Raw genomic sequence first — 16789 nt, forward strand, 5'->3', positions numbered from 1 at the left:
TGTAACATTTTTGATACTTATGTAACAATACATTCTTATAATTCAAAAAAATCATAGCATTCCAATAAAAAAATTCCGTTATAATTCTTTTACCCTGCCCATATCTTATAAAAAGGAGGCTGCTTTCTTGAGTGAAAATCTGGCAAAAATAAATAATAAATGGATTCGGCTGGCTGTTTTAATCATTGTATTCATCAATACAGCTGCCATGCTGTTAGGCTACAAACTCATCCCTTTATCGAACGAAGAGCTTGTTTCCGTGCTATCTCTCATCGCTTTATTCATATCCGAAATCTGGAATCATTGGAAAAATAACAGCTATACCCCCTCCGCAAAAGAAGCGGATAAACTGATGGAAAAGCTGAAACGTTAAGATAGAAAAAGCTGATGGACAAGGTCCTGCCCCTCTATATTTAGAGAAGGCATCCCCTTATCCCTCAGCTTTAGCTTTTTATTCCATCTCCCCATAAATCATGTCCAAATGTTTCGGGAGCACTTCAATCGTTGCTGGTGTTTTATTTAAAAATTCACCATCACAATCAATATTTTGTTCCGGGGAAGTAGATACTTCTAAACGGTTTGTCCGAAAATAAATAATATCATCATCTTTTTCATTTTCCGGATAATCATCCTGTATCTTAGCTTCCAGCCATTTCTTTAAATACTTCAGTTTTGCTTCTTTGACAATCAGGACATCGAATTTTCCGTCCTGTACATCTGCATTCGGAAAGAAGGATTGAATCCCGCCGAGAAAGGAACCATTTCCAACAACCAGCAATTCTGCTTTCTCATCATAATCGAATTCCTCACTATGCAATTTCAATGCAAAAGCTTCATTTTGAAAAGCAAGCCTGGATGTATTCAGATAATAAGAAACCCTTCCGAAAACCTGCTTATTTGCTTCATCCATTTCTTCAGCAACCTTGGAAATAATACCGATGCCCCAGAAATTTAAAAAGTAATTTTCCCCATATTTACCCACATCGACCTGCATTCGTTTCTGCATGATAATTTGCTCTAACGCTTCTATTGGCTTTTGGCTGATGCCAAGCGTCCGGGAAAAATCATTGCATGTTCCGCCTGGCAAAATAGCAAAAACCGGCCTGTTTTTCAATGGAACGAGGGCATTCATAATTTCAAAAACAGTTCCATCTCCCCCACCCGCAATCAGTAAATCAACTTCTTCCGCATGCTTTTCAACAAAACGTTCTCCATCCCCTTCCTTTTTGGTCTGCAAGATAGTTACCTCTTCAAATATTTCCGTTAATCTAGATTGAATTTTATCTAATTGTTGTGCCAGCTTTTGTTTTCCGGCGTTCGGGTTTATAATTAAAGCGACTTTTTTCACCATTTCCGCTCCTCACAAATCCATATTTTACTGCATCAATATGTTTAAAGTTCTCCATTACATTTATAAATAATCATAAAGTGAGACTTCATTCAACGTGAGCCTGCGCCTGTTATCTCCTGCCTAAATAAATACTTTTTCACACTCTCTTGGAAGACGTCAGTTTTACAAGCGCTTCTTCATGAAAAATACCTTTATTCCATTGTACATGAGACCTGCTGTTCTTGCTAAAACACAGCCTAAATTATTTGTAAGATGTTATTCCTTCAAAAGAAAAAAGCTGGCGAAACGTTTTCCTAGAACATTCTACCAGCTGTTAATCTATTCTTATTTAGAATTCTGTCTCTTTTACTTCTCCGGTAGTCTGATCTACCGTATACCATCCATACGTAGCGGTATGTGCTAAGCCGTCATCCTGATCAACAAGCTCATATACCTGTACCACATAGTTTCCTTCTTCATCCTGGTGACTAGTAACAACCTCTAAACTATCGTCGACCATATTTAAGTGTTCTTTAACTAATTTTTCAGCTGCTGCAGCATCAATCGATGAGGCATTCTCATCTGTATTCTCTTCTTCATTCTCTTCTGATTCCGGATTCTGATTGCTCTCAGAGTTGTCCATATCGGCATCGTCTGATGTATCACTGTCACTGGTATCTGTACCACCCTGACCAGAATTATTTTCCTCACTGTCAGGACTTACCTGATCATTTTCTTCTTCCGTTGCATTTGCTTCATTATTAGCTGTATCTTCATCTGTTGATTCATTTGTTTCTTCTGCAGCTGCTCCATCCGTATCCTGGTCTGCAGTGTCATTGTCTGTATTATTTTCCTGTTCGGTCTGATTCGAATCCGCTTCAGCCTCACTATTTGAAGTATCTCCGTCATTTTCCTCAACTGGAATATCTTCTGTTTCCACATCAGATACGATCCACTTCTCTTCATTCCAGAAAATAGAATAAGTAACGGTAAGCATATTATCCGTCTGTTCCTGCTCTACTTCATACAAATTATCTTCTGCTTTTTCTAATTCATATGTTTCTTCTTCATCAAACCAGACAGGTTCTTCGGAAGCAACTATGTAGATGGATCCCTCTTCATTCTCTTCAAAATAAGCATCTGCCATCTTTGCTGCTAAATCCTCGGACATAATGGTCGAGAATTCCTCCTGAAGCTCTTCCGGAGAATCAAAATCCGTTACTTCTCCGTCTTCCGCTGCATTTTCAATCACATTTTGGAATGCTTCATTGTAGGTTTGTAATACCTCTTCTGCTTCTTCTGCCTCTAATTCAGGGATTTCTTCTGTCTGTTCATCCGGTTCTGGCATTGGCTTTTGAGCTTCTTCGTCATCATTATTGCTGCAGGCTCCCAGCAATAATACGATAGCCGCAGCTACAGCCATCAGCCTAAACAATCTGCTTTTCACTATATTTTCCCCCATTTCTAATTTCTTCTTCTTTATCATACACCTTTTCCAGTAAATTAGAAATATCTTCAAACAGGGAAAAGTCATGCAAGCCGCTACCTTCTTTTTTCAATCGTTAACCAGGGTCTGCCTCCATCCCAATGTACCTGAACAGGGATTTTAAATGTTTCACTTAATAAAGCATCGGTTAAAACATCGTGCTTTTCTCCAGTCGCTACTAATTTTCCGTCACGAACTAAGGCCACGTGGGAAATGGCTTCTGTAATTTCTTCGATATGATGTGTAACATAAAGCAGGTGCGTATTCGCTTGTATATCGTTCATTAATTCCAGTACCTCTTCACGCGATAAAATATCTAAACCGGAGCAGGGTTCATCTAAAATCAGTATTTCCGGTTGACTCATTAACGCCCGGCCAATAAGAACTCTTCTTCTTTCCCCTTGCGAAAGCACTTGATATTTTTTTCCTTTTAAGTAGTCTAATCGAAGGTCTGAAAGAATCTGATCAGCCTGCTGCCAATCCGCTTCAGATACCTCTTCATAAATCCCAAAGGAAGCAAATTTACCGCTGATAATCACATTTTCAACCGGCTCCAGCTGGATCGTCTCTTGAAAACGCTCCAATGCACTGCTTACATAGCCGATTGATTTTCGTAATTCAGATAAATCTGTTCTTCCAAAAAGCCGATCCAGCACGGTCATTTTTCCAGACGTCGGATAATTATAACCAGTAATAATATTTAAGAGCGAGGTTTTACCTGATCCATTTAAACCTAAAATCGCCCAATGCTCTCCCTCTTTAATTTGCCAATTAATATCCTGTAAAATTTCCTGATCATTTCTGCGCCATGTTATCTCATTAAAATAAACAATGTTCTCCATTTCTTATCCCCTCTATCTAATTGAAAAGTCTGTTAATTATTCCGCTAGAATACTATAAGATGTGCTGCTTTTCTAGTAAAATGCACTTTATGATTTCTGTTGCCGCTAGTTTTTCGGTTAATTCTATCTATTTGTTTATTGTCGGCTGCTTAGGTCTTTTTCCTTCTCCACCTTAACAATTTCATAATTATCAGAATATCCAAATCATAGCACTAAGCCGCTGTCAGTTCAATCTTATTTATTGAATTGTTAAGTTTAGTCAGCAAACAGATTGATAATTCTATGAAAAGGAGTTATTTCATGCATTTATCCATGTCTTTGCAATTCAGCTTCATATATCATATCCCCTGCTCCAGAGACCAATAGCCGTACCTGTCAGCCAGATATATACCGAGGCATAGAGAATACGCTGAAGCAAACCGCCGGGCAGACTGGTCAATACAGGCTGTAAGAAAAGACTGAAAAGAGCTGCTGAAGTGACTGTCGTACAAATCATCGTCCACCAAAATAGACGCGGCATTTTTTTATAAATCGCAATACTGATTAAAATCATCGCAGGAATCTGCACAATCATTCCCGGGAGTGCTGTGAACGTATGCCAATTAAAATGAATATCTGCAGGAATGATACCAGAGATGCCATAACTCACTCCAAAAATTCCAATAAAAATACTTGCTATTTTAGCAGAACGAACCTTGGGCCATAGCGGGTACAGCAAAACAGCACCCATCAAAACAGCTAACCCGGTTAAGAAAAATGTCCAGTTCATCAGCCAATGGTAGGGTGAACAGATAGCGTAGCTTGCAAGTACATACGTATCCGTTCCACAAGCCGTTACTCCAAGGTCACTCATCGGTTGATTCATAAAGCTATAAGGAGCTGTAGTTGCCCGGATAACAACTGCTTCGATGATAAAATAAGCACTTAAAGCAATCCAGCTGAGCAGACCGATTAGAATAGATAATCTGTTAGATTTACGTAATAAAAATATTACTGCAACAGCCGCCAATGCAACAATCAGCATTGTTATTGCGTGAAATTCATAACGCATTTTCTTCTGCCTCCTCTGCTAATTGAATATATGGTCATTTGGCAAAGTTATATTCACTAATTCATATCCCTTTCTTTCTACTTACGTTGCTTCCCCCTGCAAGGATTCATTCCATTTAGTTGGAAGCTTTATTATTTGAAAAGGCCACCCTTCTTTTTTAAGGATGTCCTTTTCAAGCAAAGTATATTTAAAATGAAACTTCCCTCAGTGGGAGTTTTCCCGCCAGTCACACTGCGATAAATTAAACCTGCAAATACTGTCCTGTATATGAAGCTTTGTTTTCCTTTATCATCTCTGGTGTTCCTTCTGCAATCACCTTTCCTCCTTTTGCACCGCCTTCAGGACCTAAATCGACCACCCAGTCTTCTGCTTCGATTACCTGACTGTTGTGCTCCACCATAATCACTGTATTTCCTGCATCCACCAGCCGATTTAACAGCTTGAGCAGCTGAATCGTATCATTCGGATGCAATCCAGTGGTCGGCTCATCTAATAAATATAGTGACGTCTTTTTCCCTTGCTTCATTAATTCTTTGGCCAGCTTTAATCGTTGCCCTTCTCCTCCAGATAAAGTGGTTAAGGATTGTCCCATTTTCAAATAGCCTAAACCGATTTCTGTTAGGAGCTTTAAGATGGCTTGTATCTTTTTCTCCCCTTCAAATATAGAAAGGCATTCATGGATAGAGCTTTCTAAAATATCATTGATAGAATAGCCCTGGTATTTTACTGCTAATATCTCTTGTTTAAACCTTCTCCCCAGACATTCCGGACAAACGACCTCTAAATCAGGGAAAAAGAGCATATTGGTCGTTACATAGCCAAGTCCCTGACAATTTTCACAACGACCTCCTGCTGTATTGAAGGAGAAATGCTTTGCTGTGAGCTTCTTTTCCTTTGCTTCCGGCAGCTTAGCAAACATAGCTCGAACAGGTGTAAATAAATCAATGTAAGTTGCCGTATTGGACCGTTTCATTCTGCTGAGCGGAGACTGGCCGACAATAATCATCTGATCAAAGATATCTAGACCAGTTATTTTTTCAAAGTCTTCATGGATGGCATCATTCGCTTTTGCCAGCACTTCAAATAACAGCGATGACTTTCCTGAGCCTGAAACACCAGTTACTGCGGTTAAGCAGGCTGTCGGAAAAGTTACGGTCACATCCTGAAGATTATTGGCAGCAGCGTGATGTATTGTTATCCCGGCTTCGTATTTCTTTGTCCGATTATTCATTTTCCGAGGCTTCTCTGCACGCAAATATTGCCCTGTAACTGACTTTTCCTGCTGAAGCAATTCCTGCAGTGTTCCTTGACCAACCACAGTACCTCCAAGCTTTCCAGCTCCCGGTCCAATATCAATAATATAATCTGCCTCCCGCATGACATCCACATCATGCTCAATCAACAGAACGGTATTCCCTAAATCACGCAAATGCTTTAAGATACTAATCAGGCCGGCTGTGTCCTTCGGGTGCAAACCGACTGTCGGCTCATCCATAATATATAATACACCGGTAAGTGCAGAATCTAAAAGTGCAGATAACCGAATACGCTGTGCCTCCCCGCCGGATAACGTAATCACTTGTCTATCCAGTGTCAGATAACCCAGCCCTATTTTGATAATTCGGGAAAGCTTTGTTTTTATATCCTCCACAAATGTTTCGACAAGCTGATAACTTGTCTGCTCCAGTGATGCTTCTAATTTATCTATCCAAGCTGCCATTTCCTCTAAAGAATGGACAACCAGCTGTGGAATTGTCCAGCCTTCAACGGTAACTGATCTGCTCACTTCATTTAAACGTTCTCCATGACAAGCTGGACAAGTCTGCGAATAGAAATAAGCATCTGCTTCGGCTGAAGAACCATCATGCTCTGCATATCGGCGCCACATCGAGGTTAATACGCCGGGGAATTTTCCTTTTTCTACTGTTTTTGGAGGCTTTACGTTTGGAAACAGCTGCTTCACTTCATCACTTTCTACACCATAGTAAAGAATAGCCTTTTGCCCTTCATTAAAGTCCCTGATAGCTACGTTATCGGCATCCGGAAGCTGATAATATTGAAAAGCTGCTTTTAAAACAGCAATTTGATATTCGCCATAACGCCCGGCAAAAATATCCACAGCGCCATCCTCTAAAGAAAGCTCCTCATGAAAAACTGATGGCAAATGAATAGCTACTGTTTCTCCCAATCCTTTACAGTTCGAACAAGCTCCTTCGGTTGTATTATAAGAAAAGTGCGTCCGAGTCAGCTTTTCCATTTTCACATTACAATTCGGACATAAGATATATTCTGTAAAGCTATCCGCTTCTTTTTCCACGTTTCCTTCATAAGTCATTGGATTAATGCTATATTGACAGCTTGGGCATGTTCTTTCTCCAAGCTTTTCAAATACCATTCTCAAGCTGGTATACATATCTGTCATCGTCCCCACTGTCGAACGTGGATTCCGATTGGTGATATGCTGATTGATACTGATTGCAGGTGATAACCCGCTGATAGAATCAACTTTGGGTTTGTTGATTCCCTGCATCCCCATTGATTCTAAATATTGACGCTGACATTCATTGAATAAGGTGTCCAGAGCAAGCGTGCTTTTCCCAGACCCAGAAGGGCCTGTAACCACAATCAGTTTGTTTTTAGGGATAGACACAGAAAGATTCTTTAGATTATTCTCCCGTGCTCCGTTTACGGTCATTACATTATGCATGTTGATATTCCTCCTCCGTGATTTTTGTTTTCTTTCTGTTTTCTGTTTTCAAGTGCAATGTTTTTTTCATGGTGACATGATGAACGATAGTTTTAATAACCAATTGCATCTTGATATCCCTCCTTTCTAACATCTATTACCATCATATAACATTTGTGCAAGTGCAAAGTTTGAGTTAAAATGATAAGCTATAATAACGTTCAATTAACCAAAACCCGTCATGGGTCTATAAGGTTTTAATCTAATCTTTGGAGGTAATCATGGAACTGCGGCCAATCGATATTGCTAAGAAACTAGATGTAGGAACAAGTGCATTAAGACACTATGAAGAATGGGGCATTGTGCCAAAAGCGATTCGGAAAGCAAATGGATATCGTGTGTACACTGAGGTCCATGAAGCTTATTTTCAGTGTATCCGGGCTATGTACCCTGGTTTTGGGATGGGGACCGTCCGCAGAGTGATGCCTCTGCTGCAGGAAAATAAATATATTGAAGCATTATGGGAAGTCAACCAAGTGCAGGCTGAGTTATTTGAAAGAAAACAGCAGGCATTGGATGCTGCTTCTATCTTAAGTCCAGATAATATACAGGATTTCATGAAAAAACAGCAAAAGAAATATTATTCGATTGGAGAAGTAGAAGACGAATTACATGTTGCTGCAACCACCCTCAGACATTGGGAAAAGGAAGGGTTAATCACTCCTGAAAGAAATCCGGAAAATGGTTATCGACTATATACAAGGGAGGATATGAGGAGAATATTGATCATCAAAACGGTACAATCCTCTGTTTATTTATTGGACACCGTACGCGATATCCTGGATAAGATACAGCATCATAGTTTAACAGATGCCAGAAAAATTGTTATTGATGCACTGGATTATATGGATTATCAAATCGAGCAGCAATTAAGAGGAGCTTATTATCTATATAGACTGATTGATTTGTTGAAGAGCAAAAATACAGCTGTTTAATCTTTTTTCTGGGAACGCTTCGTATTTTTTAACGCTGTAACACAATGCCCATAAAAATATAAAACAGATATTCCATAAAATGGAATATCTGTTTTATATTTTATTCAAATTCCCAATCTAATTGCGGTTTTTTGGTAACACAATCAATATGCACATCTGCTTTATTCATTCCGCCAAAAGTATGATTAGAGCCAAAAGCAACATGGACCGTTTCATAAGCTTTTTCATCTTCTAAAATATTTCCAGTGATTCTCGCAGCATGGTTCGTGCCAATTCCAAGCTCAGCTGCCAGACGCCCATTTCCTTCTCCAAGAAGGGTTAATAGCAATTCCCCCTGTTCTCCGGTTGCTTGAACAAGCCGTCCTTTTTCAACTGTCAAAACAACAGGCCCATCTACCAATCCGATTCCTGCCATGGACCCATTTATTTCTATTTTCCCTTCAGCCAGTCCTTCTACAGGAGCAATATATGCTTCCCCAGATGGAAGGTTTCCTGATGCTGTTTTACCGCGGAATATTCCTGTGCTTGCTATTCCATCTCTGCCTTCTAGCGGAATACGGAGTTTAAGATTTTTTTCTTTTCCAGTTGTAATGGTTACTGCTTTCGCTTTTGTCAGCTTAGCGGTCATTTCGTTTGTTTCTTTTTCTACGCGCTTGTAATCTGCACTCATTGCTCCTTGAAGAATCATATCTTCCGTAATTCCTGGCATCGTAATCACACTTACCCCATGGGCATTTGCATTTTTTCTTGCAGCCGTATGAGTAAGGGAATGCTTGGTCAGGCAGAATACAAGATCATATGAAAGCATCGCTTCAGAGATTGCTTCCGATGGTTCTTCTCCCGATTTACTGCGGTCCGACATTATTTGTAAATTTGTATTCCAGCCATCCTGCTCCAAAGCCTCATTAAATTTCTTTCCCAGAGCTTCTGTACTACGATCTGTTACCACTAAAATTATCGTATCTTTCTCTGCAAATACATTATTCTTCATTAATTTCGCAACGGTTTGCTGAAAAGAATTCATTTTACTGCCTTCTTTCTATGCCTTAAAAATTATAATCTATTTAAGTGTGCTTTTGCTGCATAAGCAGCGACTTTTCTTGGCAGAAATACCTTTAGTCCACTTGCATTTACTGCTCTCTTCTCATGCTCTTCATTGTAACCCATACAATCAAGGACAATCAAATCTGCTCCCCGGTTTTTTAAAGCTCTTGCAGCTCCTTCTATATTACTTTTTTCATAAGGAGAAGCTACTTCCACAAGCTTTTTTATTTCCGGATGATTCCACTTTTCAATCAACGAATCTCTTTGCTCTTCTAAAGGAATAATTAACCCCAGATTTCCTGACGGCATTACCTTGTGGACAGCTTGGTTTAACTCAACGTCTGGATAAATAATTGGCTTGGTCCCTTGTAAAGTTGGAAAATCTCCTGTACAAAGCATAATAATTACTTCTGTCTGTTCTTCCAACATATCTCTTTCTTCCTGGAGCAGTGGAAGAAGTTTTGATTTTCCCATTTTCACAGAGCCTCCGTTTCTGACTCTGGATATATACGTTATGTCCGAAGCATCCGGAGCAACGGTATGAAATGAATCCACATCAAGCCGGTCCAATGCTCCTTTTTCAATGATTTCTGTTTCTGATCCAAGAATTCTCTGAATAGAAGGAGTAACATCTGTACGCGGAGCTTGTCCGATAGTTAAGACGCCAACGCTTCCTTTTCCCATCTTAGGCTTTCCCCAATGTTTGCAGATGTTTCATCGATCCATAAAGTTCTTCCAAACGATTATACTCTGCTTCATCATAAAATTCGATTTGCTTCTGAGTAAATTCTTTAGCTACTTCAATTGAAAAACGGACAGCCTGTGCAACATCCACTTCATGGCTTGCTCCTGTACCGCTTCCCGGAACAGCTGTCTGCGCAGTTATTGCTACACCAATAACTGGTGCATCTGTCGCAACTGATGGTTGGAGGATACTGTTAATATGGAAAACATCATTTCCATATGGAGTAATATCCTGTGTGGTGACCGCAAAAGTGACTGGTAATTCTCCCGTTGTCATCTCCATAATTCTTATTAAGTCATCGTTGAATTTTAAAACATATCCAGACTTCACAGTTGGTGACAATGCTATTCCGCGGTGATTAAATACTTTATTTCCTTTTGTCGTATCGATAGATAATACTGCATCCATCTCTGGGAATACTTCATATTGATTCATCGTCAAAATATCAACCGGTGATCCCATAAAGTCTACAGGCTTATGTGGCTGAGTTGGTGCATTTGGACAAATATGTGTGGTGATATAAATATCTCCAGGCAGGCGATCTCCTTTTTCAGCCATCGTTGCTAGTTTCAAAGCTGTTGTAACTGCTGCAGCCGCACCATCCCCATCAGAGACAAACCCGATACGATTTGGACGTGCACCAAGTCCGCCTAATCTTCCAACAATACCTAAAGAAGGCGCTTCCCCTCCGTCTATTTTTCCATTTGTTCCTTTAATCACTATTTTAATGAAATCAGTCGAACCAGCTTCTCCATTTACTGTCTCAAAACCGGCATCGCAATAAGTCATTTCATCGAACAGTTTTACAATTTTTTCACCATTGATACTTGGATTATCTAATAATTCCATAACTTCCATTGTATATTTTAAAGACATTTTATCTTCAGCCCCTTAACGTGTTTTGTATATTCTTTTAAATAATTGATTTATTGATAATTGGCTCTACCGTTTTTAATAGCTTCTGATTGTACATGGTAGAACTTAAAAGTAAGTTCTCTTTTGGTACTGACATAACAGCTATTTTTATGCCTTCTTTAATTTCTGCACTAACAAGCGGTTTCCCCGTCTCGACATCGAAAGTCATAATTAGATCAGGAAATGTTCCTTTACGCTCTCCGTTCTTTTCTGCGGTCATATATTCGTTCCAAAAAGTAAGCTCTAAATCATCAATGCGAACATAACCAACATCAAATCCACCTGTTTTATCTAATTGAAATTCATTCACTTTACCAGAATGAATAATTCTTCCTTTTAAGTACGTCACTGCTTTTTCAATCCGTTCTGGACCCTCAGGTACAGATAAAAATTCATTACCTAGTTCAATTGCCTGTGTTATTGCTCCAACTGCTGCATTTTCCTTAATATACTGTGTATCGACTGGATTTCGGCAAACACCAACCATGCCTCCTGCTTGCACTGAGATGGAGCGGACTGCACTGGAAGTAAGGTCTAATGTACCTGTGATGGAACCAGCTGCTTCTTTATCACCTTTCCCTCCAGCAAAGGTTTGAATCGATTGATAATCCGCTACTTCAGAAAGATTCATTGACCCCATGGAACCTGTTGGATGTGCTCTCCCATTGGAAGGGGCATCTACTACTGGCAAGCCAGTAGCAGCAGCTTGCAGCCAGCCATTAATCGTTGTTGAAGCACCATTTTCATTTGTCATTAATGCTGCAATCGGCTTGTCAAATTCCATTTTCATTCGATGAATTGTATTAACTAATTGATCGGAATCAACATACATTTCTTTAGCGGAAGGAGCTCCTACTAAGGAAACACAAGGAACAAATTCATTGTCCTGCAATTCATCGACTGTAATCAGCTCCGGATTCCCCAAAGCAAAAGCAAGGTCGGTCTTTTCTAAGCCGTCAGCGATCCAGCCGCCTCCACCTCCGCCAAGAATACATCCTCCATATACAGCACTGATTGCATCTTCTTTTGTCAACATTTTTCTAACCATTGTCCAATCCCCCTAATTATCTTGCTTTCCATAAAGATGAAAAGAAGCTATAAATCGCATCACCGGCGATAAATCCGGCTGCCATCGTATACATTGTATTTTCTGCCTCTTGGCCTCGAAGCTTGATAACTGCTATTCGAATAATCAGTCCGGCGATAACAGCCCAGCCGGCAAGTGGGTTAACAATCAGCAAACCTGTCGCAAATAAAACTCCCATTTGACGTTTTGGACCGCCAATAAGCTGGATAATTGCACCAGGAATGGCCCATATTAATATCATCATGCCTACATTTCCTGTCAGACCCGATTCAATTGTTGCTGCATAAACTGCATCAACAGGTGGAATGAGTCCTTGTTCAAAGAAACTCTCTGCGAATAAAAAAACAACGACAAATGCGACACCAAATCCGATAAACGCACTTTTAAGCTGTTGCTTCCTTCCAAACAATTCCTGCTCCAGAGTGGCCCCTTTTCGTAAAATAACACCTGTTTTCAAATCAAATCCCAAGTCTGCAAAAGCAGGTCCAGTCGAAGCGGTATATCCTGTTAGTAACGCAAGGGCAATCGGTGGAAATCCAATCATCATTCCGATTAATAAGAAAATCAGCGTTACTGCAAATGCAGGAAACCATCCGGAGTGCATAGCGGCAATTCCGACAATCATCTCACTGATGATAGCAGCAAGTGCAGCAAATAAAACAAATATAACAATCTGCCATACTGGCATGTCTGTCATAATTCCACCTAAAATTGCGACTACCACTGCACCTAGAGCATAAAATAGATAACCAAGTCCAAAACCAGTTTTGATATCCTTTTCTGTACGTGTATATTCACGCTCTGGAATCTGTTCATTTATTTTTCTCTGTTCTTTTCTCGATTTGACAAGGATGAAAATAAACTGTAACAGTGCTACACTTCCCGCACCAATCATCATGCCATGTGGAATATAATATGCATTTAAGTCTAATCCAAATAAAGGATCAGAATATCCCATAAGTAATAAACCTATTCCAAACATGGCAAGAGCCCAAATATTACCGATAAAAGCTACACCAAAGGCTGACATCGAGATGCCAAAGTAAGAACCAATTACCCCGCCAACAATGCCCAAACTTAAATATTTGGCTTTCTTTCCACCTTCATCTCCTGCTTTAATAGCTTCTGCAGTTGCTATTCCTGATGGCCAAGCTTCATCTGAACCAAATAACTTTGTGTCAAACACTTTATATAAGATTAAAGCATCGATAGCAAGAGCAATTCCTGAACCAATCAGCATAGGTATTATCAACTCAGGAACTCCCATTGCATAAGGTAATCCAATTGGAATCAATAAACTGTTTGCTGCGCCAAAGGTTGCAGCAGATATCGTTGTTTGCACCAAATTCTGGTTTTCCAATGTACGATATTTATAAAACATCTGCATCGGAATCCTCGCAATTAGCATTGCAATTAGAGCACCAATAATAGAGGTATTCGGAGTAATCCCCAGTGACGTAATTAACTGCATCCCAATAATCGCACCTAAAAACGCGATAATAATAGAGAATATAATAAATGTAGGATCAAACGTTTTATTCTTCATCTTTTTCCCTGCTTTCTATTAGCTGATAGGCTATCGCCTGCGCTTCGACTAAATCAATCACAGGAATTTTCACCCTTTTCTGTAAATAGTTCTTTAAACGTATTGTTGAAAAGCCTGTACAAGCGAATAAAATAACATCAGCCCCCGATTCTATCTGCTCATGAACAAGTGTCAATAGTTCCTGTTTTGCGTTCTCTTTGAATAAATCTGTTGTTTTACTTAGTTTTGGTGAAGAAGTATAAGCGTGGAAACGACTTCCGAGCTCTTCTTTCATTCTTATTGGAGCCTCTTGGGTTATCCCAATAATTCCAACCTTACTCCCTACCATACTGGCAGCATGTGCACCTGAGACTCCTGCACCGATTATTGGAATATCTGTTTCCAAACGAGCTTCATCTAATGCCGGATCCGCCGCACAGCTGATGGTAATTGCATCAATATCCCTTTCTTGGGATAGCTCTTTTGCCAGAGAAACAATTTTGGGTATCGCTGCTGCTTCCGATTCATTATCATATATACCATTCGGCTGCTCTCCGATACATTTTGTTTTTGAGGCAATTTGATACAACTCTTTCATTCTTGTTCCATGCTCCATCAAAATATTTTCATTATCTGTTGATAATACTCTGATAATTCCTAACATTACTTCATCTCCTTTCCGGCTATTATAAAGAGTTATAAATTATTTTAGAATGTTAAAAATGTGCAATATATTTACAATAAATTTTCACACTTTTTTCAACTGCAAAAAAAGTGCATACGTTTTATCTTTCTAAAAATGACTAAAAATAAACTCATTATAGCTGTTATGAAATCAATTAAATGCCCTGGTTCCCAAAAAAAACTGGAGCAACACTCAAATTCTATCAGTAGAGTCTGAGTATTGCCCCGGTTTCTTTCATTTCCACAATCTTTTATTCATAACAATATTTTTTATCGTTTTATCTTTCAAGATAATTCTTTTATTTTCAAACAAAAACGCAATATAAAACCTGCTTCCGGATTACTGATATCCATATTTAACTCCTCTTCAATTTTATTAATTCGGTAATTTAAGGTACGTCTGTGAATAAATAATTTTTCAGAAGTTTTAGAGACATTTCCGTTATTATCCAAATAAACGATTAGCGTATGCAGTAAATCATCATTTTCTTCCCGAAGCAAGGGAGACAGAACTGTGTCGGTATATTTTTGCACAACATCTTCCGAGGTTAAATTAATCAATATCTCATAAATTCCTAATTGGTCTTGGATATAAACATTTTCTTCCGGTTTTACCTTTTCCCCTATTTCCATCATTTTTGTAACAGAATGCATCGACTGATCGAAGTTTTGAGGATCTGATATGCAAGAACTTATTGAAATACGAATCGGTTCTGCACTGTTTCTTGCATTATATTGTACAACAATCTGCTGCCATGCCTTAACAAGCATTGAATAATTCACCTTTTTCCCATAATGAAATGCATAAAAATAATTATGTTTTTCAAAAATTAATGTCTGACCAAATTCGAATTTCTTTATTAGAACGTCCAATTCTTTCCTGATGAGACAGGAGGAATCCACCAACAAATTCGCAGGCTGGTTCGACTGTCTTATCCATGGCGCTTGAAAGTGTACAATGGTTATTCCCTTATCTTCATTCTCCTTTAAATCATTTAAAAAAGATTCCATTAACTCTATTTCATATAGCCGATTTTTTTGATAATAAATCTGATCACTCATAAATAGTTCACTCAATTTATTACTCATTTTCTTCATAGTGACAGAATCTGTTTCGGCTAATTTTTCATCTGCATAGAGCACATGAATAATTCCAAAGATTTGATTCTTTGACGTCAAAGGAATCAGCATCCTATTTTTATATCCTTGCATTTTATAAATAATAAATGATTGATCATTGAATTCTGCTATCCATCCTTCAATGACTTTTAAATAAGAAGCAGCTTGTGGAGGAGAAAATAAAGCGTTCTTTTTCCTCCATCCATCTGTTTTAAAATAAGCAGAACGATACAAAAGTTTTCCTTCCAGATCTTCCACATAGACAGAAGCTTTCACGACTTCTGCCATACTTTCAATTGCCTGCTCCATGGAAATAAAATTTGATTCTTGTATTTGAGTAAATGGATGATGGGTTTGAATTTGCAGTTGTTTCTCTTCATATAATTTTTCATATAGAGGCATCAAAATATTGATATACGAAATATTCTTTGGAATAGATATAATCGGAAAATCTCTTCTGCTTGCCAATTCAATCATTTTTTCTGGAAGCTTATTAATAAACCTTCCAAGTTTGACTACAATCCCAGACGCACCTTTCTCAATTAAAGTACGGACAATGTCAACTTGCTTTTCTTCGTCATCCTTAATCGAATAGAAAGTAGTCATAATCAATATACCGGGTGTAACCCAATCCAGCACTTCAGGAACCTCCATTACTTCAACAGAATTAATTATATTATTTAACCCCTCATGCCCTGTAATTAGTGTTCCTTCTGATAACTCTCCAATTTTTAATGCTTCTGCAATTCTCATAAACGTACTCCTAACCATTTCCTAATCTCATTTATAATTTTCAAAACAAATTATTGGTTCACTATCTGAAATAGGATATTACAGTATCTTACCTCTTTACATTATTTGAAGTCAAATACATCAAACACTTTTATATCACATTAATAAACAGCCATGAACCTCAATAATCCTGAGTTTATGGCTGTTAGTTTCTTATTAAAGAGCTGCACTAAAAATTAACCTTTTAGACAATTCCTATACTTTTTTATAAACTTCATCAAGGGAATCCAATGATTCATTTTAGTATAACTTTAGAAAAAACCTCTCAAACTCCTTCTTCCTCATCCGGCACATACTCTAAAATATCCCCTGGCTGACATTCCAAAGCCTCACAAATCTTTTCCAATGTAGAGAACCGAATCGCTTTTGCTTTTCCATTTTTCAAGATAGACAGATTTGCCATGGTAATACCAACCTTCTCTGTTAATTCCGTTACACTCATTTTACGTTTTGCCAGCATCACATCAATATGAATCACTATTGCCATA

The 16789-nt window shown here is 38.6% G+C and carries 15 protein-coding genes; 2 read left to right on the plus strand and 13 right to left on the minus strand.

Features of this window, described 5'->3' with window-relative positions:
* The first annotated feature begins 127 nt into the window (after positions 1-127).
* Positions 128-373, plus strand: coding sequence for a phage holin (locus ACFO3P_RS12560; protein WP_042533332.1), 246 nt, complete (start codon positions 128-130; stop codon positions 371-373).
* Between the two features lie 78 nt (positions 374-451).
* On the opposite strand, the gene ACFO3P_RS12565 is transcribed toward ACFO3P_RS12560, so the two are convergent.
* From ACFO3P_RS12565 to uvrA, 5 genes are all read right to left on the minus strand, one after another.
* Positions 452-1351 carry a diacylglycerol/lipid kinase family protein gene (locus ACFO3P_RS12565; protein WP_289585441.1) on the minus strand — a complete coding sequence of 300 codons (900 nt, stop codon included), beginning with the start codon at positions 1349-1351 and terminating at the stop codon, positions 452-454.
* Between the two features lie 328 nt (positions 1352-1679).
* Positions 1680-2777 carry a hypothetical protein gene (locus ACFO3P_RS12570; RefSeq protein ID WP_289585442.1) on the minus strand — a complete coding sequence of 366 codons (1098 nt, stop codon included), beginning with the start codon at positions 2775-2777 and terminating at the stop codon, positions 1680-1682.
* Between the two features lie 95 nt (positions 2778-2872).
* A complete protein-coding gene (locus ACFO3P_RS12575; RefSeq protein WP_042533326.1) occupies positions 2873-3658 on the minus strand; it encodes an ABC transporter ATP-binding protein in 786 nt (261 codons plus the stop codon).
* Positions 3659-3989: 331 nt separating this feature from the next.
* Positions 3990-4709: a DUF998 domain-containing protein gene (locus tag ACFO3P_RS12580; RefSeq protein WP_289585443.1), complete on the minus strand. Its 720-nt coding sequence runs from the start codon at positions 4707-4709 to the stop codon at positions 3990-3992.
* Between the two features lie 241 nt (positions 4710-4950).
* Positions 4951-7416: an excinuclease ABC subunit UvrA gene (gene uvrA / locus ACFO3P_RS12585; RefSeq protein ID WP_289585444.1), complete on the minus strand. Its 2466-nt coding sequence runs from the start codon at positions 7414-7416 to the stop codon at positions 4951-4953.
* Positions 7417-7676: 260 nt separating this feature from the next.
* On the opposite strand from uvrA, the gene ACFO3P_RS12590 reads away from it, so the two are divergent.
* The gene (locus ACFO3P_RS12590; protein ID WP_042533320.1) at positions 7677-8390 is read left to right on the plus strand and encodes a MerR family transcriptional regulator; all 714 of its coding nucleotides are present in this window, start codon (positions 7677-7679) and stop codon (positions 8388-8390) included.
* Between the two features lie 100 nt (positions 8391-8490).
* Here the strand turns inward: ACFO3P_RS12590 and ACFO3P_RS12595 are convergent, their stop codons facing one another.
* From ACFO3P_RS12595 to ACFO3P_RS12630, 8 genes are all read right to left on the minus strand, one after another.
* On the minus strand, positions 8491-9414 hold the full coding sequence (locus ACFO3P_RS12595) for an aminopeptidase (protein ID WP_289585445.1): 924 nt from the start codon (positions 9412-9414) through the stop codon (positions 8491-8493).
* Between the two features lie 29 nt (positions 9415-9443).
* Positions 9444-10118: an AroM family protein gene (locus tag ACFO3P_RS12600; protein ID WP_256706024.1), complete on the minus strand. Its 675-nt coding sequence runs from the start codon at positions 10116-10118 to the stop codon at positions 9444-9446.
* A gap of 1 nt (position 10119) precedes the next feature.
* Entirely contained in the window at positions 10120-11055 is a 936-nt protein-coding gene (locus ACFO3P_RS12605; RefSeq protein WP_289585331.1) for a DUF1177 domain-containing protein, read from the minus strand.
* Positions 11056-11092: 37 nt separating this feature from the next.
* Positions 11093-12142: a DUF917 domain-containing protein gene (locus tag ACFO3P_RS12610; protein ID WP_042533313.1), complete on the minus strand. Its 1050-nt coding sequence runs from the start codon at positions 12140-12142 to the stop codon at positions 11093-11095.
* 16 nt (positions 12143-12158) lie between these two features.
* Positions 12159-13727, minus strand: a complete 1569-nt coding sequence (locus ACFO3P_RS12615) for an OPT/YSL family transporter (protein WP_042533311.1) — start codon at positions 13725-13727, stop codon at positions 12159-12161.
* Positions 13717-14370: an aspartate/glutamate racemase family protein gene (locus ACFO3P_RS12620; RefSeq protein ID WP_042533309.1), complete on the minus strand. Its 654-nt coding sequence runs from the start codon at positions 14368-14370 to the stop codon at positions 13717-13719. Before ACFO3P_RS12620 ends, ACFO3P_RS12615 begins: the two co-directional genes overlap by 11 nt.
* Before the next feature lie 305 nt (positions 14371-14675).
* On the minus strand, positions 14676-16262 hold the full coding sequence (locus ACFO3P_RS12625) for a PucR family transcriptional regulator (RefSeq protein ID WP_042533307.1): 1587 nt from the start codon (positions 16260-16262) through the stop codon (positions 14676-14678).
* A gap of 304 nt (positions 16263-16566) precedes the next feature.
* On the minus strand, positions 16567-16788 hold the full coding sequence (locus ACFO3P_RS12630) for a helix-turn-helix domain-containing protein (RefSeq protein ID WP_042533305.1): 222 nt from the start codon (positions 16786-16788) through the stop codon (positions 16567-16569).
* Position 16789 lies beyond the last annotated feature (1 nt).

Origin of the sequence: Oceanobacillus aidingensis (assembly GCF_042654105.1) — a bacterium.
In the GTDB taxonomy this organism is placed as follows: domain Bacteria; phylum Bacillota; class Bacilli; order Bacillales; family Amphibacillaceae; genus Oceanobacillus; species Oceanobacillus oncorhynchi.